General features: G+C 68.1%; 22 protein-coding genes. All 22 read left to right on the plus strand.

The window, feature by feature from the left end; all coding sequences use genetic code 11:
* The first annotated feature begins 113 nt into the window (after positions 1–113).
* The 22 genes from flhB to IAE58_RS04690 all read left to right on the plus strand — a co-directional run bounded on the left by flhB (position 114) and on the right by IAE58_RS04690 (position 26422).
* A complete protein-coding gene (gene flhB, locus IAE58_RS04585; RefSeq protein ID WP_199933404.1) occupies positions 114–1244 on the plus strand; it encodes a flagellar biosynthesis protein FlhB in 1131 nt (376 codons plus the stop codon).
* The gene (gene flhA / locus IAE58_RS04590; RefSeq protein WP_199933403.1) at positions 1241–3346 is read left to right on the plus strand and encodes a flagellar biosynthesis protein FlhA; all 2106 of its coding nucleotides are present in this window, start codon (positions 1241–1243) and stop codon (positions 3344–3346) included. The genes flhB and flhA overlap by 4 nt, the downstream gene beginning before the upstream one ends.
* A 145-nt stretch (positions 3347–3491) precedes the next feature.
* Positions 3492–5144 (plus strand): flagellar biosynthesis protein FlhF, encoded by a 1653-nt coding sequence (gene flhF / locus IAE58_RS04595; RefSeq protein ID WP_199933402.1) that lies wholly within the window; start codon positions 3492–3494, stop codon positions 5142–5144.
* Positions 5131–6018 carry a P-loop NTPase gene (locus IAE58_RS04600; protein ID WP_108753023.1) on the plus strand — a complete coding sequence of 296 codons (888 nt, stop codon included), beginning with the start codon at positions 5131–5133 and terminating at the stop codon, positions 6016–6018. The genes flhF and IAE58_RS04600 overlap by 14 nt, the downstream gene beginning before the upstream one ends.
* Entirely contained in the window at positions 6015–6758 is a 744-nt protein-coding gene (locus tag IAE58_RS04605) for an RNA polymerase sigma factor FliA (RefSeq protein WP_108749547.1), read from the plus strand. Before IAE58_RS04600 ends, IAE58_RS04605 begins: the two co-directional genes overlap by 4 nt.
* A 19-nt stretch (positions 6759–6777) precedes the next feature.
* Positions 6778–7170: a chemotaxis response regulator CheY gene (cheY, locus tag IAE58_RS04610; RefSeq protein ID WP_005413247.1), complete on the plus strand. Its 393-nt coding sequence runs from the start codon at positions 6778–6780 to the stop codon at positions 7168–7170.
* Positions 7170–7775, plus strand: a complete 606-nt coding sequence (locus tag IAE58_RS04615; RefSeq protein ID WP_108749546.1) for a protein phosphatase CheZ — start codon at positions 7170–7172, stop codon at positions 7773–7775. Before cheY ends, IAE58_RS04615 begins: the two co-directional genes overlap by 1 nt.
* Positions 7776–7777: 2 nt before the next feature.
* Positions 7778–9613: a chemotaxis protein CheA gene (locus IAE58_RS04620; protein WP_199933401.1), complete on the plus strand. Its 1836-nt coding sequence runs from the start codon at positions 7778–7780 to the stop codon at positions 9611–9613.
* A gap of 101 nt (positions 9614–9714) precedes the next feature.
* Entirely contained in the window at positions 9715–10455 is a 741-nt protein-coding gene (locus IAE58_RS04625; RefSeq protein ID WP_108749544.1) for a flagellar motor protein, read from the plus strand.
* A 1-nt stretch (position 10456) separates the two neighbouring features.
* Positions 10457–11482: a flagellar motor protein MotD gene (gene motD, locus IAE58_RS04630; protein ID WP_199933400.1), complete on the plus strand. Its 1026-nt coding sequence runs from the start codon at positions 10457–10459 to the stop codon at positions 11480–11482.
* Positions 11483–11486: 4 nt separating this feature from the next.
* Positions 11487–12269 (plus strand): ParA family protein, encoded by a 783-nt coding sequence (locus tag IAE58_RS04635; protein WP_108753019.1) that lies wholly within the window; start codon positions 11487–11489, stop codon positions 12267–12269.
* Positions 12266–13507, plus strand: coding sequence for a chemotaxis protein CheW (locus IAE58_RS04640; protein WP_199933399.1), 1242 nt, complete (start codon positions 12266–12268; stop codon positions 13505–13507). Before IAE58_RS04635 ends, IAE58_RS04640 begins: the two co-directional genes overlap by 4 nt.
* Positions 13508–13710: 203 nt before the next feature.
* Positions 13711–14019 (plus strand): STAS domain-containing protein, encoded by a 309-nt coding sequence (locus IAE58_RS04645; protein ID WP_108749540.1) that lies wholly within the window; start codon positions 13711–13713, stop codon positions 14017–14019.
* Positions 14016–14381, plus strand: coding sequence for a response regulator (locus tag IAE58_RS04650; protein ID WP_038688521.1), 366 nt, complete (start codon positions 14016–14018; stop codon positions 14379–14381). The genes IAE58_RS04645 and IAE58_RS04650 overlap by 4 nt, the downstream gene beginning before the upstream one ends.
* Before the next feature lie 53 nt (positions 14382–14434).
* Positions 14435–16429: a chemotaxis protein CheA gene (locus IAE58_RS04655; RefSeq protein ID WP_199933398.1), complete on the plus strand. Its 1995-nt coding sequence runs from the start codon at positions 14435–14437 to the stop codon at positions 16427–16429.
* 371 nt (positions 16430–16800) lie between these two features.
* Positions 16801–19044 carry a methyl-accepting chemotaxis protein gene (locus tag IAE58_RS04660; protein WP_199933397.1) on the plus strand — a complete coding sequence of 748 codons (2244 nt, stop codon included), beginning with the start codon at positions 16801–16803 and terminating at the stop codon, positions 19042–19044.
* Positions 19045–19208: 164 nt separating this feature from the next.
* On the plus strand, positions 19209–19682 hold the full coding sequence (locus tag IAE58_RS04665; protein ID WP_199933396.1) for a hypothetical protein: 474 nt from the start codon (positions 19209–19211) through the stop codon (positions 19680–19682).
* Positions 19683–19685: 3 nt separating this feature from the next.
* Positions 19686–21878 (plus strand): methyl-accepting chemotaxis protein, encoded by a 2193-nt coding sequence (locus IAE58_RS04670; RefSeq protein WP_199933395.1) that lies wholly within the window; start codon positions 19686–19688, stop codon positions 21876–21878.
* A 105-nt stretch (positions 21879–21983) separates the two neighbouring features.
* Positions 21984–22757 (plus strand): flagellar brake protein, encoded by a 774-nt coding sequence (locus IAE58_RS04675; protein WP_199933394.1) that lies wholly within the window; start codon positions 21984–21986, stop codon positions 22755–22757.
* A gap of 183 nt (positions 22758–22940) precedes the next feature.
* Positions 22941–23432: a chemotaxis protein CheW gene (locus IAE58_RS04680; protein ID WP_108749534.1), complete on the plus strand. Its 492-nt coding sequence runs from the start codon at positions 22941–22943 to the stop codon at positions 23430–23432.
* A gap of 139 nt (positions 23433–23571) precedes the next feature.
* A complete protein-coding gene (locus IAE58_RS04685) occupies positions 23572–23955 on the plus strand; it encodes a hypothetical protein (protein WP_199933393.1) in 384 nt (127 codons plus the stop codon).
* A 97-nt stretch (positions 23956–24052) separates the two neighbouring features.
* Positions 24053–26422, plus strand: a complete 2370-nt coding sequence (locus tag IAE58_RS04690; RefSeq protein ID WP_199933392.1) for a methyl-accepting chemotaxis protein — start codon at positions 24053–24055, stop codon at positions 26420–26422.
* Positions 26423–26684 lie beyond the last annotated feature (262 nt).

Genomic DNA, 26684 nt, shown 5'->3' on the forward strand with positions numbered 1-26684 from the left:
GGCCCGGCGCTACCACCCCTGCTCTGGTAGGTGCCAACCTTGGTTGGCACTGCTCTACCGTCACGGAACAGTTCTTGCACGCACCCCGGCACTCCCCGCCGTAGTGCACCGCGATGTCCGAAAACGAAGACGCAGGCGAAAAAACCGAACAGCCAACAGAAAAACGCCTGCGCGACGCCCGTGAACATGGCAACATCCCGCGTTCGCGCGAGCTGGCCACCGTGGCGGTGTTCGGCGCGGCAGTCATCGCCATCATGGCCACCAGCAGCTCCATTGCCGCCGGCGGCCATGCCTGGATGCGCGCCGCGCTCAGCCCCGAACCGGCCCTGTGGCAGAACCCGCAAGCCCTGTTCGGCCACTTCGGGTGGCTGTTCCTGCGCCTGATCCTGGCCTGCTGGCCGCTGCTGGTGGTCTGCTTCCTGGCCAGCTTCCTGTCCCCGCTGGTAATGGGTGGGCTGCGCTGGTCGAACAAATCGCTGATGCCCGACCCCAAACGGCTCAGCCCGATCGCCGGCCTGAAGCGCATGTGGGGTGCCGAGGCCGTGGCCGAGTTCACCAAGTCGCTGCTGCGCGTGGGCTTTGTCGGCGCCGCGGCCGCCATGGTCTTTGCCAGCAGCTTCGATGCCCTGCGCGGGCTGCTGCACCAGCCGCTGGAATCGGCCATCGGCCACGGTCTGGCGTTCACCCTGAAGCTGCTGCTGGCCACCGCCGGCGCCATGCTGCTGCTGGGCGCCATCGATGCGCCTTACCAGCGCTGGAACTGGATGCGCAAGCTGAAGATGACCCGTGAAGAGCTGCGCCGGGAAATGAAGGAAAGCGAAGGCAGCCCCGAAGTGAAGGGGCGCATCCGCCAGCTGCAGCAGCAGATGGCCAACCGTCGCATGATGGAAGCGGTGCCCACCGCTGACGTGGTGGTGGTCAACCCCACCCACTACGCGGTGGCCCTGAAGTACGAAGGCAGCCGCATGAGTGCCCCCACCGTGGTCGCCCTGGGCGTGGACGAAACCGCCCTGCGCATCCGTGAAGTGGCCGACGGCAACAAGGTGGCCATCGTCTCGGCCCCGCCTTTGGCACGCGCCTTGTATCGGGAGGGTCAACTCGGCAAGGAAATTCCCGTGAGACTGTATTCAGCCGTCGCCCAGGTGCTGTCCTACGTCTACCAGCTGCGCAGCTGGCGGACCGGCCCGATGCCGTCCACTCCCCACATCGACGTGGATGAATTCGGCACTGGAGGCCGCCCATGAACGCCCAGACCTCTGGTTTCAACAGCCGCCGCGTGCTCGACATGATCCGCCAGGGTCTTGGCGCGCCGCTGATCGTGCTGGCCCTGCTGGCCATGGTGGTGGTGCCGCTAGCCGCCCCGGTGCTCGATGCGCTGTTCACCTTCAACATCGCCATCTCGCTGATGGTGCTGCTGGCGGTGGTCTACGTGAAGCGCCCGCTGGATTTCACCATCTTCCCCATCGTGCTGCTGGTCACCACCATGCTCCGCCTGGCGCTGAACGTGGCCTCCACCCGCGTGATCCTGCTCAACGGCCAGAACGGCCACGAAGCAGCCGGCAAGGTGATCGCCGCCTTCGGCGAGTTCGTCATCGGCGGCAACTACGCGGTCGGCATCGTGGTCTTCGCGATCCTGACCATCATCAATTTCGTGGTCATCACCAAGGGTGCCGGCCGCGTTTCGGAAGTGACCGCCCGCTTCATCCTGGACGCCATGCCCGGCAAGCAGATGGCCATCGACGCCGATCTGAACGCCGGTTTGCTGACGCGTGAAGAGGCCAAGGCACGCCGCGAGGAAGTGCGCGAGGAAGCCGACTTCTACGGTGCGATGGACGGCGCCAGCAAGTTTATCCGCGGCGATGCGATCGCCGGCATCCTGATCCTGTTCATCAACATGCTGGGCGGCCTGGCCGTGGGCGTGCTGCAACATGGCATGCCGTTCGGTGAAGCGGCGGCCACCTACACCCTGCTGTCCATCGGTGACGGCCTGGTGGCGCAGCTGCCGGCCCTGCTGGTATCCAGCGCCGTGGCCATGCTGGTCACCCGCGCCTCGCGTTCGCAGGACATGGCCCAGGCCATGACCGGCCAGGTGTTCGGCCAGTACCGCGCGCTGGCCATCACCGCCGGCATCATCGGCCTGGTCGGCCTGGTGCCGGGCATGCCCAACGTCGCTTTCCTGACGCTGGCCGCGATCCTCGGCTTCATTGCCTGGAAGCTGTACCGCAAGACCCAGCTGCCGGCCGACGATGCAGCCGCCAAGGCCGGCGAGAACGGCCCGGTGAACGCGCTGGGCCGCCCCGCCGCGCCGGCACCGACCGCCGAACTGAGCTGGGACGAACTGCGCCCGGTCGATCCGCTGGGTCTGGAAGTGGGATATCGCCTGATTCCACTTGTGGACAGCAACCAGGGCGGCGAACTGATGGCGCGCATCAAGGGCGTGCGCCGCAAGCTGACCCAGGACGTGGGCTTCCTGATTCCCTCGGTGCATATCCGCGACAACCTGGAACTGGCCGCCAACGCCTACCGCGTGCTGGTGCACGGCGTGCCGGTGGCCACCGCCGAAATCCACCCCGACCGCGAACTGGCGCTGGACCCGGGCAGTGCGCTGGGCCCGCTGGATGGCATTGCCGGCAAGGACCCCGCCTTCGGCCTGGATGCCACCTGGATCCAGCCGCACCAGCGCGCACAGGCCGAAACCCTGGGCTACACCGTGGTCGACCCGGCCACCGTGGTCGCCACCCATCTGTCGCACCTGATCCGCGAGCACGCGCCGGAACTGCTGGGCCACGAAGAAGTGCAGCACCTGCTGGCGAACCTGGGCAAGAGCGCGCCCAAGCTCGTCGAAGATCTGACGCCCAAGGCGCTGCCGCTGTCGGCGGTGGTGCGCGTGCTGCAGAACCTGCTGATCGAACGCATTCCGATCCGCCAGCTGCGCAAGATCGCCGAAGCGCTGGTCGAGCACGCCCCGTCCAGCCAGGACCCGGCCACCCTCACCGCTGCCGTGCGCAACGCGCTGGGCCGCTTCATCGTGCAGGAGATCGCCGGAATGTCGGCGGAGCTGCCGGTGTTCACCCTCAACCCGCAATTGGAACGTGTCTTGCAGGAGTCCACGCAGGGCAACGGCGCCGCGCTGGAACCCGGACTCGCTGAGCGACTGCACCAGAGCCTGGCCGAATGTGTCAGCAAGCAGGAAGCCCGCAACGAGCCCGCGGTTGTGCTGGTACCGGGCCCGGTGCGCGCCGCGCTGGCCCGCCTGGTCCGCCACAGCGTTCCCTCGCTGTCGGTCCTGGCCTACAGCGAGGTGCCGGAGGACAAGCGCCTGAAGCTGGTCGGAACGATCAGCTGACGCCGCCCACCGCAGCGCCAGAAAACAGACACCACTCTTCACTTGCAGCAACCGACAGATTCCAAGGGGAACCCGAACCGTGCAGACCACCGACCACCCGCGTTCTCCGACCGCCAATCCGCCGTCTTCGACCCGTGATCACAGCATGAAAATCAAACGCTTCGTCGCCGCCGACATGCGCTCGGCCATGAACCTGGTGCGCAAGGAACACGGGCCCGATGCCGTGATCCTGTCCAACCGCCGGATCGAAGAAGGCATCGAAATCGTGGCCGCCGCCCATTACGACGAAGGCGTGGTGCAGCGCGCACTGGATGCCTCGCGCCGCGATGTCGCGCCGCCGCCGGCACCGAAGCCGCGCACCGCCGCCGATGCCGTCATCGCCGCGGTCACCCGCCGCCGCAGCGCCACCCTGGCGCCGGAACCGATCGCGGCCACCACCTCGGCCGTGGCCGCCCTGGCCCGCGCCGCCGTCGGTGCCACCGGCCGCACCCTGGACAGCGCCGACGAGATCGTGCCGACCCGCGGCAGCACCGGCTTCGCCGACACCCTGGCCCGCGCCAGCGTCAACGAACCGGCACTGCCGGAACAGATCTTCGCCCCGTTCGCTGGTGCCATCGTGGCCCCGCCGCCACCGGCTGCTGCGCCCGCCGCGCCGGCCCCGATCAACCGCGCCCGCTTCCTGATCGATCCGCCGCACGACGAAGCGCAGGACACTGCCGCCCTGCCGCCGCCGCTGCCGGTAGCGGCCGAAGCGCCGACCGCCGCCGTGATCGCCGCCGACCCGGCGGTGACCGCCGAGCAGCCGACCCCGGTACTGGCCGAAGCCGCGCCGGAGCCCGAGCCCGCCCCGCAGCTGATGCCGGCGCCGGTGGTGACCGTGGTGGCCCAGGATGACGCCGAGATCCGCCAGCTGCGCCAGGAAGTGGCCGGCATGCGCCAGGTGATCGAGCGCGAGATGAACCGCTTCACCGATGAGCGCCTGCGTGGCAACGCGGTGCGCGGTGCGGCGCTGGACCTGATGGACGAGTACGGCTTCGATGCCGGCCTGGCCCGCGACGTGGCGATGCAGATTCCGGCCGAGACCGAGGCCCACCGTGGCCGCGGCCTGATGCTGGGGCTGATCTCGCGCAAGCTGCCGATCGCCCCGGTCGATCCGCTGGAAGAAGGCGGTGTGATCGCCCTGGTCGGCCCCACCGGCGCCGGCAAGACCACCACCATCGCCAAGCTGGCCTCGCGCTTCGCCGAAAGCCACGCCGCCCGCGATGTGGCCCTGGTCACCACCGACACCCTGCGCGTGGGCGCCCGTGAACAGCTGTACGGCTACGGCCGCCAGCTCGGCATCGCGGTGCACGAAGCCAACAGCGGCACCGACCTGGACCAGCTGCTGGAACGCCTGAAGGACTACAAGCTGGTGCTGATCGACACCGCCGGCCTGGGCCCGCGCGACCGCGCGCTGGCCGCCCAGCTGCAGTGGCTGCGCGCCGCCCGCCAGGTCCGCACCCTGCTGGTGCTGCCGGCCAACACCAGCTTCGGCGACATGGACGAGGTGGTCCGCCGCTTCGGCGCGGCCAACCTGCAGGGCCTGGTGCTGAGCAAGCTGGACGAGACCGGCCGCTTCGGCAACGCCCTGTCAGTGGCCGTGGACCACCAGCTGCCGATCACCTGGGTGACCGATGGCCAGGACGTGCCGGACGACCTGCACCGTGCATCTGCAGCCAATCTTGTACTTCGCCTTGAAGATTTGCGCCGAGCGGCCGATATGCCCTGCAACCCGGAGTTGAACCATGCCGTCGCGTGAGTACGCCAAGCTGACCACCACCTTCCCGCTGACGGCCACCCGCAGCGAGCCGCTGGGCCCTGTGCGCACCATTGCGGTGACCGGCGGCAAGGGCGGCGTGGGCAAGACCAACGTGTCGGCCAACCTGGCCGTGGCGCTGGCGGGCATGGGCAAGCGCACCCTGTTGCTGGACGCCGACCTGGGCCTGGCCAACATCGACGTGATCCTGGGCCTGAACCCAACCTTCACCCTGGCCGATCTGGTGGCCGGCCGCTGCTCGCTGGACGATGTCATCATCGAAGGCCCCAACGGCGTGCTGGTGGTCCCGGCCGCGTCGGGCCGCCGGCACATGGCCGAACTGGCCCCGGCCGAGCACGTGGGCCTGGTCAACGTGTTCTCCGAACTGGAACGGGACCTGGACATCATGGTGGTGGACACCGCCGCCGGCATCAACGACGGCGTGCTGACCTTCTGCCAGGCCGCGCAGGACACCGTGGTGGTGGTCTGCGATGAGCCGGCCTCGATCACCGACGCCTACGCACTGATCAAGGTGCTGTCGCGCGAACGTGGGGTGGACCGCATCCAGGTGGTGGCCAACATGGTGCGCGACCCCAACGAAGGCCGCGTGCTGTATGAAAAGCTCACCCGCGTCTGCGAGAAGTTCCTGGCCGATGTCTCGCTGAACTACCTGGGCTGCGTGCCGCAGGATGACTGGCTGCGCCTGTCGGTGCAGCGCCAGCAGCCGGTGGTGAAGGCCTACCCGTCCAGCCCGGCTGCGCTGGCGATCACCGAGATCGCCCGCCGCACCGCGCGCTGGCAGGCCCCGACCGAGCCGCGCGGTGGCGTTGAATTCTTCCTGGAACGCATCCTGAAGCAGCGCGGGGTGACCGCATGAAAGGCGCAGCCCAGTACAAAGAGGTGCAGCGCGCCTCGGCCACCGATGTGATCGTGCAGCACTCGGACCTGGTGCGGCGCATCGCCCATCACTTGGCCGCGCGCCTGCCGGCCAGCGTGGAAGTGGACGACCTGATCCAGGCCGGCATGATGGGCCTGATCGAAGCCTCGCGCAGCTACGACGCCGACCAGGGCGCTTCGTTTGAAACCTATGCCTCGATCCGCATCCGCGGCTCGATGATCGACGAGATCCGCCGTGGCGACTGGGTGCCGCGCTCGGTACACCGCCGCGCCCGCGATGCCGCCGCCACCATCCGCCGTCTGGAACAGAGCAGCGGCCGCGCCGCCAGCGCCACCGAAGTGGCCGCGGCCATGGAAATGCCACTGCCCGACTACCTGCGCCTGATGGAAGACGCCTCGCGCGGCCAGGTGCTGAGCCTGGAATCGCGCATCGAAGACCAGGGCGAGCTGGACACCATCGCCCAGGGCGGGCCCACCCCGCAGCAGGTGCTGGAGCGCGGCGAATTCGGGCGCGAGCTGGGCAAGGCCATCGGCCACCTGCCCGAACGCGAACAGCTGGTGCTCTCGCTCTACTACGAGCAGGAACTGAACCTGAAAGAGATCGGCGCGGTGCTCGGCGTGAGCGAATCGCGGGTCTGCCAGATCCATGGCCAGGCAGTGCTGCGCCTGCGTGGCCGACTGAAAGTCTTCGAGGCGGCCGACGCCGGCCTCGAGAATTGAACAACAAAGGAACTCTGCTTTGAACAAGAACATGCGCATCCTGATCGTTGACGACTTTTCGACCATGCGTCGCATCGTCAAGAACCTGCTGGGCGATCTGGGCTTCACCAATACCGCCGAAGCCGAGGACGGGCATGCTGCGTTGTCACTGCTGCAGAGCCAGCCCTTCGATTTCGTGGTGACCGACTGGAACATGCCGGTCATGACCGGCATCGAACTGCTCAAGGCCATCCGCGCCGACGCCAAGCTGAAGACCCTGCCGGTGCTGATGGTCACCGCCGAAGCCAAGCGCGAGCAGATCATCGAAGCGGCACAGAACGGGGTGAACGGCTACATCATCAAGCCGTTCACTGCGCAGACGCTGGAAGAGAAGCTGGGCAAGATCTTCGAACGCCTGGCGGCCAGCGCCTGATGGATACCACGGTCGACAAGAGCGCCCTGGCCCTGCGCCTGCAGGAAGCACTGGATGCACTGGAAGCAGGCGATGAGAGCGCCTGGCGGCAGCGCATCGACAGCCTGGTAGCCGCACGCACCCAGCCGATGATGAGCGGCCTTTCGCGGCTGGCCCGTGAACTGGGCCAGGCCCTGGGCGAGCTGCCGACCGTGCCCGACGAAGCCGGCGAGCTGGATGACGCCTGCGCGCGCCTGGACCACGTGGTGGCCATGACCGAACAGGCCACCCACCGCACCCTGGACCTGGCCGAAGAATGCCGCGCCCTGACCGAACAGCTGCGCGCCGATGGCCTGCAGCCCGGCCAGGACGTGCAGCTGGAGCGCATCCGCCACAACCTGACCGAGATCGCCCTGACCCAGAGCTACCAGGACCTGACCGGGCAGATCATCCGTCGCGTGGTCGGCATCGTCCGCCGCGTGCACGAAGGCTTCGGCGCGCTCGGCCTGCCGCCGGAACAGCATCGCACCGACCCGGAACTGGCCGGGCCGGCACTGAAGGGACTGGACCGCCACGCGGTCTCGCAGAACGACGCCGACGACCTGTTGTCGGACCTGGGGCTGTAAGCATGAGCGCGGTTGCCGACGACATCACTGCCGATTTCATCATCGAAGCACAGGAGATCCTCGATCGCCTGGGCGAACAGCTGGTGTCGCTGGAACAGGCACCGCAGGACAGCGAACAGCTCAATGCCGTGTTCCGCGGCTACCACACGCTGAAGGGCGGCGCCGGCTTCCTCGGCATCACCGCCATGGTCGAGCTGTGCCACGCCGCCGAAGAAGCACTGGGTTCAGCCCGTGCCGGCCAGGCCGTGCTGCAGTCGCACCATTTCGACGCGGCGCAGCAGTCGCTGGATTACCTGCAGTCCATGCTCGACGCCGTTTCATCCGGCACCGAACCAGGCTACGCCCCGCCGGAACTGATCGCCCAGTTCGACGTGCATGGCGGCGCCGCACCCGCGGCCAGTGCCAGCACGGCGGCGGCACCGGCTGCCGGCGGCAGCGACCTGATCACCGACGACGAGTTCGAAGCGCTGCTGGACCAGTTGCACGGCGGCGGCGCGCCCACCGCTGTGGCCCCGGCGAAGAAGGCCGACGATGGCCTGATCAGCGAAGACGAATTCGAAGCGTTGCTGGACCAGCTGCATGGCGGCGCCGCACCCGGCAGCAAGCCGGTGGCTGCAGCGCCCGCCCCGGCACCGCGCCCGACGGCGGCACCCGCCGCTGCGCCGGCCAAGCCCGCCGCTGCCAAGCCGCTGGCCGAAGCCGAGCACACCGTGCGCGTGGACACCAAGCGCCTGGACGCCATCGTCAACCTGATCGGCGAGCTGGTGCTGTCACGAAACCGCCTGAAGACCCTGCGCACCCGCCTGCGCGATGAAGAGCTGGACCGTGCGGTGTCCACCCTGGATATCGCCACCGCGCGCCTGCAGTCGGCGGTCATGCGCACCCGCATGCAGCCGGTCGGCAAGGTGTTCTCGCGCTTCCCCAAGGTGGCCCGCGATGTGGCCCGTTCGCTGAAGAAGGAAGTCGATCTGGAACTGATCGGCGCCGAAACCGAACTGGACCGCAATCTGGTGGAAGCGCTGGCCGATCCGCTGGTGCACCTGGTGCGCAACGCCATCGACCATGGCGTGGAAATGCCGGACCTGCGCGAAGCACAGGGCAAGCCGCGCATGGGCCATGTTCGCCTGTCGGCACAGCAGGAAGGCGACTACGTCAGCATTGAAGTGCAGGACGACGGCGCCGGAATCGACCCGGAAAAGCTGCGCGCCAAGGCACGCGAGAAGGGCCTGATCGATCCGGAAGCCGCCGCCCGCCTGAGCAGCGAGGAATGCCTGCACCTGGTGTTCCTGCCTGGGTTCTCCACCAAGCAGCAGGTCACCGACATTTCCGGCCGCGGCGTGGGCATGGACGTGGTGCAGTCGCGCATCCGCGAACTGAGCGGACAGATCCAGATCCAGTCCGAACTGGGTCGCGGCAGCCGCTTCCTGATCCGCGTGCCGCTCACCCTGGCCATCCTGCCGACCCTGCTGGTGCAGGCCGGCGAAGATGTCTACGCCCTGCCGCTGGCCCGCGTGATGGAGGTGCTGCACGCACCGCGCACCTCGCTGGGCTGGTTCGATGGCCGCGCCGTGCTCGACCGTCGTTCGCACACCCTGCCGCTGATCGATCTGCGGCAGTGGCTGGATGTCACCCCGGCTGCCTCCAGCCTGCTGACCATCGTGGTGCTGCAGGCCGGCGAAGCCCGCTTCGGGCTGGTGGTGGACCAGGTGCGCGGCCGCGAAGAAGTGGTGATCAAGCCGCTGCCGAAGGCGCTGCGCGGCCTGCGTGGCTATGCCGGGGCAACGCTGATCGGCGATGGCCGCATGGCCCTGATCCTGGACGTGGACGGGCTGAGATGAATCCGGCCGGCCCCAGCCCGGCACCCCGAAAACTGTGACTACCGTCTGTACACGCGCCACCGGTGTCTCAAGTCCCATTCACACACGCCGATACCGGACCCATGGATAGACTCAGCCTCATTGGACTTTTCCTTGCCCTGGCCTCACTGGTCGGCGGCAGCATCCTGAAGGGCGCCGGCCTGGCCTCGCTGTGGTCGCCGGCCGCCTTCGTGATCGTGATCGTCGGTACCGTGGCGGCCATCCTGCTGCACACCGCCCCGGCCGTGTTCAAGCACGCCTTCAAGATCGTGCGCTGGGTCGTGCGCCCGCCGCACAGCGACCGTCGCGAACTGATCCAGCAGATCGTGGAATGGAGCAACATCGCCCGCCGCCAGGGCCTGCTGGGCCTGGAATCGCAGGTGGAAGCACAGCGCGATCCGTTCCTGCGCAAGGGCCTGCAGCTGCTGGTGGACGGCGTGGAGCCCGAATCGATCCGGCACATGCTGGAAATCGAACTGGGCAGCCAGGAGCACCAGGACCAGGCCGGCGCCAAGGTGTTCGAAGCCATGGGCATCTATGCGCCCACGCTGGGCATCATCGGTGCCGTGCTGGGGCTGATCGCCGTCATGAAGAACCTGGCCGACCCCAGCAAACTGGGCCACGGCATCGCCGCCGCGTTCACCGCCACCATCTACGGCATCGCTTCGGCCAACCTGCTGTTCCTGCCCATCGCAGCCAAGCTGAAGGGCGTGATCGCCCACAACTCGCGCGACCGCGAAATGGTGATCGAAGGCCTGATCTCGATTGCCCAGGGCGAGAACCCGCGCAACATCGAAACCAACCTTTCCGGCTTCCTGCACTGACATGGCCCGCCGCAAGCACCACGAAGAGCACGCCAACCATGAAGCATGGGCGATCCCCTATGCCGATCTGATGACGTTGCTGCTGGCGTTCTTCGTCGTGATGTACGCCATTTCCTCGGTGAACGAGGGCAAGTACCGCATCATGGCCGATGCGCTTACCGATGCGTTCGGCGGCGCCCCGCGCACCATCAATCCGGTGCAGGTGGGCAACAAGCAGGTGCAGGGCGGCGGCTGGGACAGCCCCTCGGTCATCAAGTCCGGCACCAAGATCGGCCCGTCCGCGCCGGCGCCTTCGCACGACCCCACCCTGCTGCCGTCGATGGCCTCGCAGATGCGCATGCCGGTGTCGGTGCACAACCAGGAACAGATCGCCCGTGCCGAGCGCCAACTCAACAGCATCGCCGACCGCCTGACCGCCGCACTGTCGCCGCTGATCGACCGCGGCATGATCAGCGTGCGCCGTACCGAACTGTGGATCGAGGTCGAGATCAACAGTGACATCCTGTTCCCCACCGGTTCGGCGGCACTGGACGTGCATGCGCGGCAGACCCTGGCCAGCCTGGCCGAGGTGCTGCGCGATGTGCCGAACAGCGTGCGCGTGGAAGGCCACACCGACAATATTCCGATTGCCACCGCCACCTTCCCGTCGAACTGGGAACTGTCGGCCGGTCGCGCCGCCAGCGTGGTCCATCTGTTCGCCGACCAGGGTGTGCAGCCTTCGCGCCTGGCCATGGTCGGCTACGGCCAGTTCCGCCCGCGCGATGCCAACGACAGCGCCCAGGGCCGCAACCGCAACCGCCGGGTGATGGTCATCATCCTGGCTGACACCAGCCACGCGGTGGACCCGCTGGGTGAGCGCCTGAACGCCGCCACTGGCCAGACCGATGCCGCCGCACCTGCGGCCAGCACCGCCGCTGCCGCAACCGCGCGTACAGCGCCCCCTTCCCCCCTTGCACCGGTGCAGTTGCCGCCGGTGTCGGCAGGCAGCCATGTCGGCGCCGCCGTTCCCCCTGCAATGAAGGAGTAATCCGATGCGCATCTGGGCAGTCGCCAACCAGAAGGGCGGTGTCGGCAAGACCACCACCACCCTCGCCCTCGGTCGCGGCCTGGCCGCACTCGGCCACCGGGTCCTGCTGATCGATCTGGATCCGCACGCCTCGCTCACCCGCGCCTTCGGCGTGCCGGTCGAGCCGGCGCCTGCCGGGGTACTGGAACTGTTCGGCGCACCGCCGGCCGATCTGGCAACGCTCAGCCACCCCAGCCCGATCACCGGCCTGGACTACGTCTGCGCGCAGGCCTCGCTGGCCACGCTGGAACGCCGCAGCGCCAACCAGCCCGGCCTGGGCCTGGCCCTGCAGAACGCGCTGGCCCGCCACCAGGGCCAGCACGATTATATTCTGCTGGACTGCGCGCCCACCCTGGGCCTGCTGATGATCAACGCACTGGCAGCGGCCGATCGCCTGATCATTCCCACCCAGGCCGAACCGCTGGCGCTGCACGGCCTGGACGGCATGGTGCGCACCGGTGAAATGGTCGAGCGCTCGCGCCGCCGCCCGCTGCCGATCTCGATCCTGCCGACCCTGTTCGACCGCCGCACCCGCGCCGGCAACGAATCGCTGCGCAGCATGCAGGACCGTCACGTCGGCCGCGTGTGGGAAGACGCCATCCCGCTGGACACCCGCATCAGCAACGCCGCCGGGCTGACCCTGCCCAGCGTGGGCGAGGACTACCCGGGCCGCGGCCTGGCCGCGTACCGCCGCGCCCTGAACTGGATCCTGGGCGAAGACGAGCGCGCACTGGAGCAGGCGGCATGAGCACCACCGGCGTACTGGACGACTATCTGGACGAACTGCTGGGCGAAGCCATCGTGGCGCCGCCGCCGGTTGCCGTCGCCGTGGCCGTGGCCGCCGAACGCGAGCCCACCTGGGACGATCTGCCGGCCGAAGTGATCTACGAAACCGAAGACACCGACGGTAGCGCCAGGCCATGCCCGGCGAGCGCAGCGGTGCCCGAGCCCGCCGTCGCCGCACCCGAACGCGAACCGACCTGGGACGACCTGCCGGCCGAAGTCGTCTACGAAACCGAAGACGTTCCCGCTGTCACCCAGACCGACAGCGCAGCGCTGGAGGCCGCCTTCGACGCCGTGGCCGTCGCCGCGCCCGAACGCGAGCCGACCTGGGACGATCTGCCGGCCGAAGTGATCTACGAAACCGAAGACACCGTCGGTAGCGCCGGGCCACGCGCGGCGAGCGCAGCGGCGCCCGAACCCGCCGCGGCGCCGGCCGGCCCCGAGCCCACCTGGGACGACCTGCCGGACGAAGTGATCTACGAAACCGACAGCGCCGACAGCCACGCCCTGGCCCACATCGACAGCCCTGCCCTGCAGGCCGCGTTCGAAGCTGCGGCAGAAGGTGAATCGGTGGCCGTGCCTGCCCCCGCCACGGTGGCGCCGGCTCTTCCGTCCGCCGCGGCCGTCGCAGCGGCCCCGGTCGCCCGCGCCGCTGTGGCCCCGCCGCCGCGCGTGGCAGTGAATGCCCCGGCAGGCGCGCGCCCGTCCAGCTGGCAGGAACTGCAATCGCAAGCCCACCAGCCGGCCAGCAGCCCGCACCCACAGGCCCGCCGCGCCGGCGAACGTACCTCGCGCTGGCTGCGCCTGCGTTGCGGCGTGCAAGCCTACGCGCTGGAACTGCTGAAGGTGCAGGAAGTGGTGCTTCCCGTGCCCCTGCTGCCCCTGCGCGGCACCGCCGCCGCCATGCTGGGCATCATGAACCTGCGCGGCCAGGTGGTGCCGGTGATGGACCTGGGCCTGCACCTGGGCACCACCACTGCCGAAGACGACGCGCAAACGCGCATCGTGGTGCTGGAAGAAAACGGCGAGATCCTGGGCCTGCGGGTGTCGGCCGTGGAAGACGTGGCCAACCTCACCGATTCACAGATTGAACCGCCGGACACCGCGCGTATCTGCCAGATCTCCAACGACCTGTTCCGCGGCGTAGCCCGTATTGGCCAACGGCCGATGATCCTGCTGGACGCGACCCGTCTGTTGGGGTGAAGCCCATCCACGCATGGCGTGGATCTACCGAACATCATCCGCGCGTGGCGTGGATCTACACGCCGGCAGTGCCCGGGGCGATCAACGCAACGATCGCCCCGGTAGATCCACGCCATGCGTGGATACCCCTCCCCCCGAAACAATCCTAAAGAACCCCGCCGGTGTGCCGTTATGGATCTCGGAACCGTTTGTCCGGAGCAATCATGAGCACTGTCGAACTGGGTGATGATCTCGGCATCGAGAGCAGCACCGAGCTCAAGAACCGCCTTTCGCCCCTGGTGGCGGAAGCAGGCGAGCTGACCCTGGACGCAAGCCAGGTCGGCCGCATCCACACCGCCAGCGTGCAGGTGCTGTGCGCCTTCGTGCAGGCCCGCCGCGAGGCCGGGCTGGACACCGGCTTCCACGGTTGCACCGCAACCTTCCGTGACGCCGCCCGCCTGTTGGGCGTCACCCAGGCCTTGGGCCTGGACGTACCCCATGACAACCTGAAATCTGTGGAGAACGCTGCATGAGCGCACGTATCTTGGTGGTGGACGATTCGGCGTCGATGCGCCAGATGGTTTCCTTCGCCCTCACCTCGGCCGGTTTTTCCGTCGAAGAAGCCGAAGACGGCGCCGTGGCCCTGGGCCGCGCCAAGGGCCAGCGCTTCAATGCGGTGGTCACCGACGTCAACATGCCGAACATGGATGGCATCAGCCTGATCCGTGAGCTGCGCCAGCTGCCGGACTACAAGTTCACCCCGATGCTGATGCTGACCACCGAATCGGCTGCGGACAAGAAGTCCGAAGGCAAGGCCGCCGGCGCTACCGGCTGGCTGGTCAAGCCGTTCAACCCCGAACAGCTGGTCGCCACCGTACAGAAGGTGCTGGGCTGATCGCCCGGCACTACTGAACCGCCCCTTCCCCACGTTTCCGGATTACCGCTGCCATGAGCATGGACCTGCAACGCTTCCACGCCACCTTCTTCGAGGAGAGCCGCGAAGGCCTCGACGCCATGGAGGCCGGGCTGCTTGCCCTGGAATCGGGGCAGCAGGATCCGGAAATCATCAATTCGGTGTTCCGTGCCGCCCATTCCATCAAGGGCGGCGCCGGCACCTTCGGCTTTGACACCATTGCCGGCCTGACCCACGTGCTGGAAACGCTGCTCGACGAGCTGCGTGCCGGCAAGCGGGCCCTGGAAGCCACCGCCGTGGACGCCATGCTGTCCTCGGTGGACGTGCTGCGCGCATTGCTGCGTGAAGCCGAACATGGCCAGGCCGCCGACCCGGCGTCGGTGGCCGCAGTGAAGGCACGCCTGGAAGCGGTGCTGTCCGGGCAGGCCGCGGCCAGCGCCCCGGCGGCAGCGACTACACCGGTCGATGACACCCCCGAGGCCTGGCAGATCGGCTTTACCCCGGCGCCGTCGCTGTTCATGAGCGGCAACGATCCGCTGCGCATCATCCGCGAGCTGGAACACCTGGGCGCGCTGCAGGTGGCCGCACGCATGGATCGCCTGCCGGGCTTTGCCCAGCTGGATCCGCTGGAAGCCCACCTGGCGTGGGACCTGGGCCTGGTCGGCAAGGTGCCGCGCAGCAAGATCGAAGACACCTTCGCCTGGGTACTGGACGACTGCGAACTGGATATCCGACCGGCCGCGCCGCCCAGCCTGGCCACCCAGGCACCGCCGGCACCCGCCGCCACGGCGGCCGCTTCACCTGCACCTGCAGCCCCACCTGCTGCTGCCGCTGCAGCCACGCCGGCCGCTGCCGAAGCGGAAACCTCGATCCGCGTCAGCGTGGACAAGGTCGATGCCCTCATCAACCTGGTGGGCGAACTGGTCATCACCCAGGCCATGCTCAAGCAGGTGTCGCATGCGATTGATCCGGTGCATGCCGAGCGTCTTTTCGCCGGCCTGGACCAGCTTGAGCGCAATACCCGCGACCTGCAGGAAGCGGTGATCGGCGTGCGCATGCTGCCGGTGGACGCGGTGTTCCGCCGCTTCCCGCGCCTGGTGCGCGATCTGTCCAGCCGCCTGGGCAAGCAGGTGCGCCTGCGCACCATCGGCGAAGGTACCGAGCTGGACAAGGGCCTGATCGAAAAGATCGCCGACCCACTGGTCCACCTGGTGCGCAACTCCATCGACCACGGCCTGGAAATGCCCGACGTGCGTCGCGGCGCCGGCAAGGACGAGACCGGCACCATCACCCTGGCCGCTTCGCACCAGGGTGGCCACATCGTCATCGAAGTCAGCGACGACGGCCGCGGCCTGAATCGCGACAAGATCCTGGCCAAGGCCCACGAGCGCGGCCTGAGCGTGCCGGACAACCCCACCGATTCGCAGGTCTGGGATCTCATCTTCCAGCCCGGTTTCTCCACCGCCGATGCAGTGACCGACCTGTCCGGCCGCGGCGTGGGCATGGACGTGGTCCGCCGCAACATCCAGGCGCTGGGTGGCGAAGTGCAGATCGAAAGCAGCCTGGGCAGCGGCACCCGCACGTTGATCCGCCTGCCGTTGACCCTGGCGATCCTGGACGGCATGACCGTGGCGGTGGCCGGCGAAACGTTGATCCTGCCGCTGGCCTACGTGCTGGAAGCGCTGCAGCCGCAGCCCGAAGACATCCGCAGCATGGCCGGCGAAGGCCGCGTGCTGCGCGTGCGCGGCGAATACCTGCCCATCCTGTCGCTCACCGAGTACTACGGCTACGGCAACCGCCGCGCCAACAGCGAATCGCTGGTGGTGGTGGTGGAAGGCGATGGCCAGAAGATCGCGCTGGAAGTGGACGAACTGGTCGGCCAGCAGCAGGTGGTGGTCAAGAACATCGAGAACAACTACCGCCGCATCGGCGGCGTATCGGGCGCCACCATCCTCGGCGATGGCCGGGTGGCTCTGATCGTGGACATCGGTGGCCTGGTGCGCTCGCTGCGCATGCCGCAGGCCGCCTGACCGCCCCCACATCGCCGTGCGTCACCCAACCGCCGCCCACCTGGGCGGCGGTTCTGTTTACGGGGTCAGATCCCCGGGGTCAGATCCCTTTTCGCAGAAAAGGGCTCTGACCCCGGAACCGTGACACCGGTCGCCCCAGTAGTTTCCCCCGCAACCATCCAAACACCCCAAGGCCCCTGCCCCACAGGGCCTGCACGCGCTCGCCCCTACGCCAGCGAATGTGACATCCGTCCATAAAGTCCGCGTGCGCAGCGCCGCTATCTCGCTTTGACGGCTTTCACCGAACCCCCACCGGCACGACCGTTCCCTCCTGCAACCACCCCCTACGCCGCCGCACCCGCGCCGGCACCTGCCCATCCGGAGCACCCTGCATGAAGTGGTTCCACGATCTGCCCATCGCCCGCAAGCTGGCGGTGGGGTTCACCCTGACCACCCTGATGACCGTCATCCTGGGCGTGTTCGCCCTGATGCGCCTGTCCGAGGCCAACGCGCAACTGCGCGCCATGGCCACCAACGATATTCCCTCGGTGCAGTACCTGGGTGAAACACGCTCACTGCTGGGCGAGTTCCGCACTTATGAGATGGCCCTGCTGACCATGCTCGACCAGCCGGACAAGGTAGCTGACTACAACAAGCGCATGGATGACACCGCCAGGACCGTACATGAGCAGCTCGATGCCTATGCGGTCATCCCGGCAGGCGACAAGGAGCGCGCTCTGTTTGCGCCAGTGAAGGCCAACGTGGATGCGTACTTCGTTGCCAATGGCAAGTTGCGTGCAGCCGTCGCTGCGGGCGACAGCGCGCTGGCGCAGCAGATCTCCGATGAACAGTCCAGACCCGCGCGCCGCAAGGCCTTTGACGACCTCAAGGCATTGAGCGCCTTCCTCGGCACGCAGATGCAGGGCAAGATCGATGCCGCCAACGCCACCCATCGCAACAGCATCATCGCCATCATCAGCTGCATTGTGCTGCTGTCGCTGGTCGCTGCGGCGCTGGCCGTGGTGATCTCGCGCGCCGTCACCGGTCCGCTGGGCAAGGCCGTGCACGCGATCCAGGCAGTTTCGCGCGGCGATCTGAGCGTGACCACCCAGGCCACCAGCAATGACGAGGCCGGCCGCATGCTGGCCGCCACCAGCGAGATGACGGCCATGCTGCGGCGCTTCTCGGAACAGACCCAGCTGATGGCACAGATGCACGCCGGCCCGGATATCAGTCATCGCATTCCGGAAGATTTCCCCGGCGTGTACGGCCAGCTGGCCGGCGGCATCAACACCGTCATCTTCGAACACCTGGATGCCATCCGCGATGCCATCGACGTGCTGAACCAGTACGCCGCCGGCAACCTGACCGAAGATGCGCGCCGCCTGCCGGGCACCCGCGCCTTCCTGCACGAAGCCATGGACGCGGCCAAGTCCAGCCTGCTGGCCATCAACACGCAGATCCAGCAGTTGGCCAGCGCTGCCGCCGCGGGCGATTTCAGCCAGCGCGGCGACGCCGATCGCTTCGCGCATGACTTCCGCGCCATGATCGACAACCTGAACACCATGATGCAGGTGGCCGACGGCAACCTGGGCCAGTTGTCCACCCTGCTGCAGGCCATCGCCGAAGGCGACCTGACCGCACGCATGGACGGCCAGTTCAACGGCGTGTTCGCCCGCATGCGTGACGATGCCAACACCACCGTCGCCCAGCTGACCCAGATCGTCGGCCAGATCCAGGCCAGCACCTCCAGCATCACCCTGGCCGCCGGCGAAATCGCCTCGGGCAACAGCGACCTGTCGCGCCGTACCGAACAGCAGGCCGCCAACCTGGAAGAAACCGCCGCCTCGATGGAGGAACTGACCTCCACCGTGCGCCAGAACGCCGAGCACGCCCGGCAGGCCAACCAGCTGGCCATCGGCGCGCACGGCGTCGCCTCGCAGGGCGGTGAAGTGGTCGGCCAGGTGGTCACCACCATGTCGGCCATCGAAGCCTCGTCTAAGAAGATCGCCGAGATCATCAGCGTGATCGATGGCATCGCCTTCCAGACCAACATCCTGGCGCTGAACGCTGCGGTGGAAGCGGCACGTGCCGGCGAACAGGGCCGTGGTTTCGCCGTGGTCGCCAGCGAAGTGCGCACCCTGGCCCAGCGCTCGGCTGCCGCCGCCAAGGAGATCAAGGGCCTGATCGACGATTCGGTCGGCAAGGTCAACGAAGGCTCGGCGCTGGTGCACCAGGCGGGTGCGACCATGGGCGAGATCGTCGCCTCGGTGCAGCGCGTGACCGACATCATGGCCGAGATTTCCGCGGCCTCGCAGGAACAGAGCGCCGGCATCGAGCAGGTCAACCAGACTGTGGTGCAGATGGACGAAACCACCCAGCAGAACGCCGCGCTGGTGGAAGAAGCCACCGCTGCCGCCCGCGCCATGGAAGACCAGGCCGCGCAGCTGGGCGAAGCGGTGGCGCGCTTCCGCCTGGCCACGCCGGGCCTGTCCAGCGCACCGGTCCGTGTCGCGGCGCCGGCGGTGTCTGCGCCGCGCAAGGCGGTCAGCGCACCGGTCGTGGCCGCGCCGCGTGCGCGCAAGGCGGCACCGCAGCCGGCCCTGGCCGGTGAGGGTGATTGGCAGGAGTTCTGAGGGCTGGCGCCGGGGTTTGCCCGGCGCCGGTGTTGCAGAGCCGAGCCATGCTCGGCCTCCCCGTGGAAAAGGCGCCGGGCAATCCCCGGCGCCGCGATGCGATCACCCTTCAGCTTCACGCCACACCGGCCGCTAACGAACTACGGCCCAACGCGTGCACGCCCATGTCCGCCCGCCCCACCGCCCCTGCGAAACCGGTTCGAGACTGGCGCCCGCTGGCCGGGGTGCTGCTGCTTTCGCTGTGGCTGGGCTGGACCCTGCCCCTGCTGTGGACGCAATCGCGCGCCGCGGCCCCTGAACCCGCCCGCTGGCGTGCCACCGATCTGCTGGCGCAGCTGCCGCATGATCTGGTGACCGCCAGCGCCCAGCACCCCCTGTTGTTGCGCCTGCCCGACCGCTGCCCCTGCGATGGGCACGATGTACTGCCCAGCGGCAGCGCGGTGCAGACCAGCGCCCTGGCCCTGCCGTTCGATTGGCTGGTCCTGCACCAGCAGCAACTTGTCTATGCCGGCCCCGCCCGGCTCGACCCTGGCTGCGGCGGCGTCGGCCCTGCGGCCGCGCGCCTGGTCAACCATCTGCTGGCACAGCCGCAGGCAGCCGTGATCCTCGCCACCCCATGCCCATGCCTCAAGGAGTAGTGCATGCACGCATCCCCTGCCCCCCAGGCAACGCCCGTCCACGCCGGATCGCTGCCCTTCCTGCGCGCACTGTCCACCACCGCCGACCGCCTGTTCCTGGTCGTCACCGCCGGCCTGGTGCTGGCCTCGCTGGTGCTGGCCGTACGCAGTGGTGCCTGGGCGCCATGGCTGGGGGTCGCGCTGCCGGCACTGCTGGTCACCACGCTGCAGGTCTACTGGCTGCCCGGCACCCGTCTCAGCCGCTGCACCGTGGCCCTGGCCTGGATGGTGCTGTCGGCCACGCTCATCCACCAGACCCACGGGCAGCTGGAAACGCACTTCACGGTGATCGTACTGATAGCGCTGCTGCTGTACTACCGCGACTGGCTGCCGATCGTGGTGGCCGCCGGCGCCATTGCCGTCCATCACGTGCTGTTCTACGCACTGCAGGTGCAAGGCCTGCCCTACCCGGTGTTTGCAGCCGGCAGCGGGCTGGGCACCCTCGCCCTGCACGCCCTGTACGTAGTGGTTGAAGCCGGCCTGCTCAGCCTGATGGCCGTGCAGATGCGCCGTCAGTTGCTGCTGCTGGGCCACGACCCGCAGCAGCTGGCACAGCTGGCGCGCGGCCTGGCCGAAGACCAGCCGGTGCCCGAGCACCTGCAGAACGCCCGTTTCCCGCCGGATTCGCTGGCGGCGGCACTGGTGCAGACCGGTGACCGCCTGCTGCAGCGGCGCGCCAGCGAGCAGCAGACCACGCGCGAATCGCTGCGCATCCGCACCGCGCTGGACGACGTCACCACCCACGTGATGATCGCCGACCGCGACCGCAACATCGTGTTCGTGAACCGCCCGCTGCAGCACATGCTGGCCGCGGCCGAAGCGGACCTGCGCCGCGACCTGCCGCAGTTCAATGCCGCCGACCTGATTGGCCGGAGCATCGACATCTTCCATCGCAATCCTGCCCACCAGGCCCGGCTGCTGGACACGCTGACCGGCACCTGGCGCGCGCAGATCCGCGTCGGCGGCCGCAGCATGCGCCTGATCATCAATCCGATCATCGGCGACGACGGCCAGCGCCAGGGCTTCGTGGTGGAATGGGCCGACCGCACCAGCGAACTGCAGGTGGAAGAAGAGCTGGGGCGTATCGTTGAAGCGGCCGCCCAGGGCGACTTCAGCCAGCGCGTGGGCACTGCGGACAAGGACGGCTTCTTCCTGCAGCTGGCGCAGCGCCTGAACAGCCTGCTGGACGCCAACGCGCACAGCATCGAGCAGATCTCGCAGCTGCTGGCGGCGCTGTCGCGCGGCGATCTGACCGCGCACATGCAGGGCGATTTCCACGGTGTGTACGCCCGCATCCGCGATGATGCCAACACCACCATCGCCCAGCTCACCGCCATCGTCGGCAGCATCCAGACCGCCTCGGGCAGCCTGACCGGTGCCGCCGCCGACCTGGCCCGCGGCAACGGCCACCTGGCCGACCGCACCGAACAGCAGGCGGCCAGCCTGGAAGAGACCGCCGCCACGATGGAGGAGCTGACTGCCACCGTGCGCCAGAATGCCGAGCACGCACGCCAGGCCAACCAGCTGGCCAGCGGCGCCGCCGCCGTCGCCCACCAGGGCGGCGACGTGGTGGGCCAGGTGATCAGCACCATGGGCGCGATCCAGGCCGCATCACGAAAGATCGGCGACATCATCTCGGTCATCGATGGCATCGCCTTCCAGACCAACATCCTCGCCCTGAATGCCGCCGTGGAAGCGGCGCGTGCCGGCGAACAGGGCCGTGGCTTTGCGGTGGTGGCCAGCGAGGTGCGTACCCTGGCCCAGCGCTCGGCAGCGGCGGCCAAGGAGATCAAGGGCCTGATCGACGATTCGGTCGGCAAGGTCGACGAAGGCTCCACCCTGGTGCGGCGCGCCGGCGACACCATGGGCGAGATCGTCGCCTCGGTGCAGCGGGTGACCGACATCATGGGCGAGATCTCGGCCGCCTCGCAGGAACAGAGCGCCGGCATCGAACAGGTCAACCAGAGCATCGCGCAGATGGATGCCAACACCCGCCAGAACGCCACGCTGGTGGAAGCCTCGTCGCATGCCACCCAGGGCATGGGTGAGCAGGCCACGGTGCTGGCGCAGGCGGTGGCACGCTTCCATCTGGACAGCGGCCGCCACCTGCGCAGCGTCGAGCGTGGGCCACGGCCGGTGTCCCGACTGCCCGGCTGAGCGGTGCATGGGGCTTGTCGGGCTACATATTTCCGGCGCGCGGCCGATACCCCCAGTAAGCCGCGCGCCAACACGCGCTGGCGCCCGCCCCAGACCCAAGATTCCATGTCCGACGGCCACGACATTGCATTGAGTGACACCCACGCGGCCGACGCCGCCGACGAGCGGTTCCTGGTTCGCAACCCCCGCCAGCTGCGCCAGTTGCTGCGCTCGCTGATCGACCAGCGCTCCCTGATCAACGCCCATATCGACGGGCGCGATCGTTCCTTCCCCACCGCCCTGCTCGACCTCGACGAGGACGAGGACACCCTGCTGCTGGACGGCAGTCCGCAGGAGGCGTCCAACCGCGCCGCCGAACAGGCCGACCACCTGCTGTGCTTCGCCCAGCTGGAACGGGTGCTGGTGCGGTTCCGGCTGCAGGCCCTGGAGCGCGTGGACAACGATGGCCACGTCGCCTTCCGCGCCCACCTGCCCGACGAGCTGGTACACCTGCAGCGCCGCGAGCTGTACCGTCTGGAGACCCCCATCACCGACTCGCCGCAGCTGAGCCTGGCCGCCGGTGAAGCTGGTGCCGACGCGCTGTCGATGCGCGTGGTGGATATCAGCGGCGGCGGCCTGGCCATCACCGTGCCCAGCGACTGTGCGCTGTTCACCCTGCAGAAACGCTACGCCGCCACCCTGTCCATGCCCGACGGCCCGGACCTGCCGATCAGCCTGGTGGTCTGCAACATGCTGCCGCAGCGCCAGCCCAACGGCATCGAATTGAAGCGGATCGGCATGCGCTTCGACGACCTGCCGCGCGGCGGCGACAGCGCCATCCAGCGCTACATCTTCCGCATCGACCGGCAGCGCAAAGCGCGCCAGAACGGCGAGCTGTAGCGCCGCAGGGGTGCGGTAGCGCCGGGCCATGCCCGGCGGATCACCCATGCACCGCCGGGCATGGCCCGGCGCTACCGATGCTCCCACGCCATGCGTGGATGCGCCCAACCCCACCTAAAGTCCCCCGCCGCGGGGCCGATATCGAGGCTGACACCGGGACTACCGGCCGAACCAGGACCCTCGATGAACGACAAGACCAGCTCCACCGCCAGCGCCGGTGGCGAATTCCTCAGCTTCACCCTCGGCGCCGAGCACTACGGCGTTGACATCCTCAAGGTGCAGGAAATCCGGGGCTACGACGCGGTCACCCGCGTGCCCGACGCGCCGGATTACATCAAGGGCGTGATCAACCTGCGCGGCACCATCGTGCCGGTCATCGACCTGCGCCTGAAGCTGCGTCTGGAAAACGCGCGCTACGACGCCTTCACCGTGATGATCGTGCTGAACGTGGAAGACCGCGTGGTCGGCATCGTGGTGGACAGCGTGTCCGACGTCATTCCGTTGGCCGCCGAGCAGATCCGCCCGACCCCGGAATTCGGCGCCGCCGTGGACACCCGTTTCATTTCCGGCATCGGCACCCAGGACGACCGCATGCTCATCCTGCTGGACATCGAAACCCTGCTCGACAGCGCCGACATGGGCCAGGCGGCCCTGCTGGAAGACGCTGCCGCCTGAGCAGGCGGTCGATTTTCACAATTCGATCAATGTCCCCTTCAGTTCCCCGTCAGCTTGCCGATAGGGGGACAGGAGCCGGGTGCGCAGGAGCGCATCAGCCCGGATCGACTGTCCACACCATCCCCGGAGAATCACCTCGATGAAGTCCCTGCTTGTGCTCGTTTCGGCTGCCCTGCTGGCCACCACTGCTGCTTCTGCCTTCGCCCAGTCGGCCGACATGATTCCGCCGGAAATGGCCCCGCGCCAGGTCGGCAAGGACGGCATGGTCTGCGGCAAGGTGGAAAAGGCCCGCTTCGCCGAAGGTTCCGAAGGCCAGCCGACCTTCCTGTACATGGGCGGCGCCTTCCCCCGCCACACCTTCTCGGCGCGCATCGCCGGCGAGAACCGCGGCAAGTTCAACTTCCCGCTGGAATCGCTGGAAGGCAAGACCGTCTGCGTGATCGGCAAGATCCAGCGCGACGCCTCGCGCGCTGAAATCGAAGTCAGCTCGCCGTCCAGCCTGAAGCTGGCCAACATCAAGTAATCCGCTGTCCGTCCTGCCACGCCGGCCGCCGGTCGGCGTGGTTGCTGCAAGCGGGCCCGATGCCCGCGCGCGTCTGCCTATGGAGATCGCAACGCCCATGCCGTGGATCAACAATCTGAAACTGATGCCGAAGCTGATGCTGACCTTCGGTGTCCTCCTGCTGGTGATGCTGCTCCAGGGCATCGTCGCCTATCGCGGCCTGCACTCGCTCAACAATGTCACCACCGAGCTGGCGGGCACGCGCATGGAGAGCATCCGCCTGGCCGGCGAGATGCGCGGCATGATCGGCGAAATCCGCAACTCCGAATACCAGCAGCTGGTACGCGCCAGCGCCGAAGTGAAGGCCGATGCCCATGCGCGCGTGGCCGAGCTGCGCACCAACCTGGACAAGGCGATCAAGACCTACCCCGGGCTGATCGACAACCCGCAGCAGAAGAAGCTGTTCGAAACGTTCGCCAACGACTGGAAAGACGCGCTGACCTCCTACGACAGCGTGTCTGAAATGCTCGAACTGGACCTGCCGGACGACGCCATCGATACCTTCGTCGGCGAAACCCGCACCAAGCACCGCAAGGCCACCGCCTCGCTGGAAGCGCTGATTGCCGAAGACAACCGTCTGGCCCGCGCCGCCCGCGAAGAGGCATCGAGCACTTATTCGGCCTCGGCCGTGCTGACCGTCGTCGCCCTGCTGGGTGGCGCCGCACTGGGCCTGGTCCTGGTCTGGCTGTTCGCCCGCGCCCTGGTGGGCAGCGTGCGCGGTGCAGTCTCGGTCGCCAACGACGTGGCCGGCGGCAAGCTCGACGGCCATATCGATGTCAGCCGCCAGGACGAAGTGGGCGAGCTGATGCAGGCCATGCAGCGCATGCAGCGCGACCTGCGCGAGCGCATCGAGACCGATGCCGCCGTGGCCCGCGAGAACCTGCGTATCCGTACCGCCCTGGATTACAGCTCCACCGGCGTGTACCTGACCGACCCGAACAACACCATCGTCTACAGCAACCGCGCCCTGCAGCAGACCCTGTCGCAGTACCAGGACGAGCTGCGCCGCGACCTGCCCGACTTCGATGCCCAGGCCTCGCTGATCGGCAAGCCGGTGACCGTGCTGGAACACCGCGGCGAAATGGACCACACCCTGCTGGCCAACCTGAAGCAGCACGGCGTGGCCCGTCGCCCGATGCAGTACGGCGAGGCGCAGTTCGCCCAGGTGGTGTCGACCATCCGCAACGAAGACGGCGACACCGTCGGCTACGTGGTGGAATGGCGTGACCGCACCCAGGAATCGCAGGTGGAAGCCGAAGTGGCGCGCGTGATCGCCCAGGCCGCCGCCGGCGACCTGTCCGGCCGCATCGACGCCGACGGCAAGGAAGGTTTCTTCCTGCAGCTGGCCCAGCAGATCAACGGCCTGCTGGACGCCAACGCCGGCAGCATCGAGCAGATTTCCGGCCTGCTGGCCGCGCTGTCGCAGGGTGACCTGACCGTGCGCATGCACGGCGACTACCAGGGCGTGTTTGCCCGCATGCGTGACGACGCCAACGCCACCGCCGCGCAGCTAAGCGAGATCGTCACTCGCATCAAGCAGTCCAGCCGTGCGATCAATTCGGCCGCAGGCGAGATCGCCGCCGGCAACAGCGACCTGTCGCGCCGTACCGAACAGCAGGCCGCCAACCTGGAAGAGACCGCCGCGTCGATGGAGGAACTGACCTCCACCGTGCGCCAGAACGCCGAACACGCCCGCCAGGCCAACCAGCTGGCCATCGGTGCACACGGCGTCGCCTCGCAGGGCGGCGAAGTGGTCGGCCAGGTGGTCACCACCATGTCGGCCATCGAAGCCTCGTCGAAGAAGATCGCCGAGATCATCAGCGTGATCGATGGCATCGCCTTCCAGACCAATATCCTGGCGCTGAACGCTGCGGTGGAAGCGGCACGTGCCGGCGAACAGGGCCGTGGTTTCGCCGTCGTCGCCAGCGAAGTGCGCACCCTGGCCCAGCGCTCGGCTGCCGCCGCCAAGGAGATCAAGGGCCTGATCGACGATTCGGTCGGCAAGGTCAACGACGGCTCGGCCCTGGTCCACAAGGCCGGCGCCACCATGGGCGAGATCGTGGCTTCCGTGCAGCGCGTGACCGACATCATGGCCGAGATTTCCGCCGCTTCACAGGAGCAGAGCGCCGGCATCGAACAGGTCAACCAGACCGTGGTGCAGATGGACGAAACCACCCAGCAGAATGCTGCGCTGGTGGAAGAAGCCACTGCTGCCGCCCGTGCCATGGAAGAACAGGCCGGCCACCTGAGCGAGGCCGTGTCGATCTTCGTGCTGGACGAAGCCGAAGCCGTGGCCGCCCCGCGCGCCCCGGCACCGCGTGCAGCAGCACCGGCCGCACCGGTTGCAGCCGCTGCACCGGCCCGTCGCAGCACCGGCGGTCGCCCGATGGCCACCGAACTGGCCGACGGCGACTGGCAGGAGTTCTGATCCCTGCCCGGGGTCGGATCCCTTTTCCAAAGGAGAAGGGCTCTGACCCCTGCTTTCCCAAGACGCCCTGGCCCGTGCCGGGGCGTTCTCGTTTCCGGGATATCCGTAGATCCAGCCAACGGCGAAGCCCCTCGGGGTGGACGCGCGTCTGCCGGGATTCGTGGGGCGGCCGGGTGGGTGGGCCGCGCAGGGGACGCTGCAAGTACGTCCTTGTAAGCTCGTAGGCGCCATCCATGGCGCCTGCGCCCCTGCGCAACCCACC

Source organism: Stenotrophomonas sp. S49, assembly GCF_016624905.1.
Classification (GTDB): domain Bacteria; phylum Pseudomonadota; class Gammaproteobacteria; order Xanthomonadales; family Xanthomonadaceae; genus Stenotrophomonas.

What these genes read in the sequence shown, in the direction of transcription:
- IAE58_RS04615 (WP_108749546.1), top strand. Translation starts at nt 7,170, where the DNA reads ATGGATACCACGGTCGACAAGAGCGCCCTGGCCCTGCGCCTGCAGGAA.
- IAE58_RS04685 (WP_199933393.1), top strand. Translation starts at nt 23,572, where the DNA reads ATGAAGTCCCTGCTTGTGCTCGTTTCGGCTGCCCTGCTGGCCACCACT.
- IAE58_RS04635 (WP_108753019.1), top strand. Translation starts at nt 11,487, where the DNA reads ATGCGCATCTGGGCAGTCGCCAACCAGAAGGGCGGTGTCGGCAAGACC.
- flhA (WP_199933403.1), top strand. Translation starts at nt 1,241, where the DNA reads ATGAACGCCCAGACCTCTGGTTTCAACAGCCGCCGCGTGCTCGACATG.
- IAE58_RS04620 (WP_199933401.1), top strand. Translation starts at nt 7,778, where the DNA reads ATGAGCGCGGTTGCCGACGACATCACTGCCGATTTCATCATCGAAGCA.
- IAE58_RS04600 (WP_108753023.1), top strand. Translation starts at nt 5,131, where the DNA reads ATGCCGTCGCGTGAGTACGCCAAGCTGACCACCACCTTCCCGCTGACG.
- flhB (WP_199933404.1), top strand. Translation starts at nt 114, where the DNA reads ATGTCCGAAAACGAAGACGCAGGCGAAAAAACCGAACAGCCAACAGAA.
- IAE58_RS04640 (WP_199933399.1), top strand. Translation starts at nt 12,266, where the DNA reads ATGAGCACCACCGGCGTACTGGACGACTATCTGGACGAACTGCTGGGC.
- IAE58_RS04645 (WP_108749540.1), top strand. Translation starts at nt 13,711, where the DNA reads ATGAGCACTGTCGAACTGGGTGATGATCTCGGCATCGAGAGCAGCACC.
- IAE58_RS04605 (WP_108749547.1), top strand. Translation starts at nt 6,015, where the DNA reads ATGAAAGGCGCAGCCCAGTACAAAGAGGTGCAGCGCGCCTCGGCCACC.
- IAE58_RS04675 (WP_199933394.1), top strand. Translation starts at nt 21,984, where the DNA reads ATGTCCGACGGCCACGACATTGCATTGAGTGACACCCACGCGGCCGAC.
- IAE58_RS04625 (WP_108749544.1), top strand. Translation starts at nt 9,715, where the DNA reads ATGGATAGACTCAGCCTCATTGGACTTTTCCTTGCCCTGGCCTCACTG.
- IAE58_RS04660 (WP_199933397.1), top strand. Translation starts at nt 16,801, where the DNA reads ATGAAGTGGTTCCACGATCTGCCCATCGCCCGCAAGCTGGCGGTGGGG.
- IAE58_RS04655 (WP_199933398.1), top strand. Translation starts at nt 14,435, where the DNA reads ATGAGCATGGACCTGCAACGCTTCCACGCCACCTTCTTCGAGGAGAGC.
- IAE58_RS04670 (WP_199933395.1), top strand. Translation starts at nt 19,686, where the DNA reads ATGCACGCATCCCCTGCCCCCCAGGCAACGCCCGTCCACGCCGGATCG.
- flhF (WP_199933402.1), top strand. Translation starts at nt 3,492, where the DNA reads ATGAAAATCAAACGCTTCGTCGCCGCCGACATGCGCTCGGCCATGAAC.
- IAE58_RS04690 (WP_199933392.1), top strand. Translation starts at nt 24,053, where the DNA reads ATGCCGTGGATCAACAATCTGAAACTGATGCCGAAGCTGATGCTGACC.
- motD (WP_199933400.1), top strand. Translation starts at nt 10,457, where the DNA reads ATGGCCCGCCGCAAGCACCACGAAGAGCACGCCAACCATGAAGCATGG.
- IAE58_RS04650 (WP_038688521.1), top strand. Translation starts at nt 14,016, where the DNA reads ATGAGCGCACGTATCTTGGTGGTGGACGATTCGGCGTCGATGCGCCAG.
- IAE58_RS04680 (WP_108749534.1), top strand. Translation starts at nt 22,941, where the DNA reads ATGAACGACAAGACCAGCTCCACCGCCAGCGCCGGTGGCGAATTCCTC.
- IAE58_RS04665 (WP_199933396.1), top strand. Translation starts at nt 19,209, where the DNA reads ATGTCCGCCCGCCCCACCGCCCCTGCGAAACCGGTTCGAGACTGGCGC.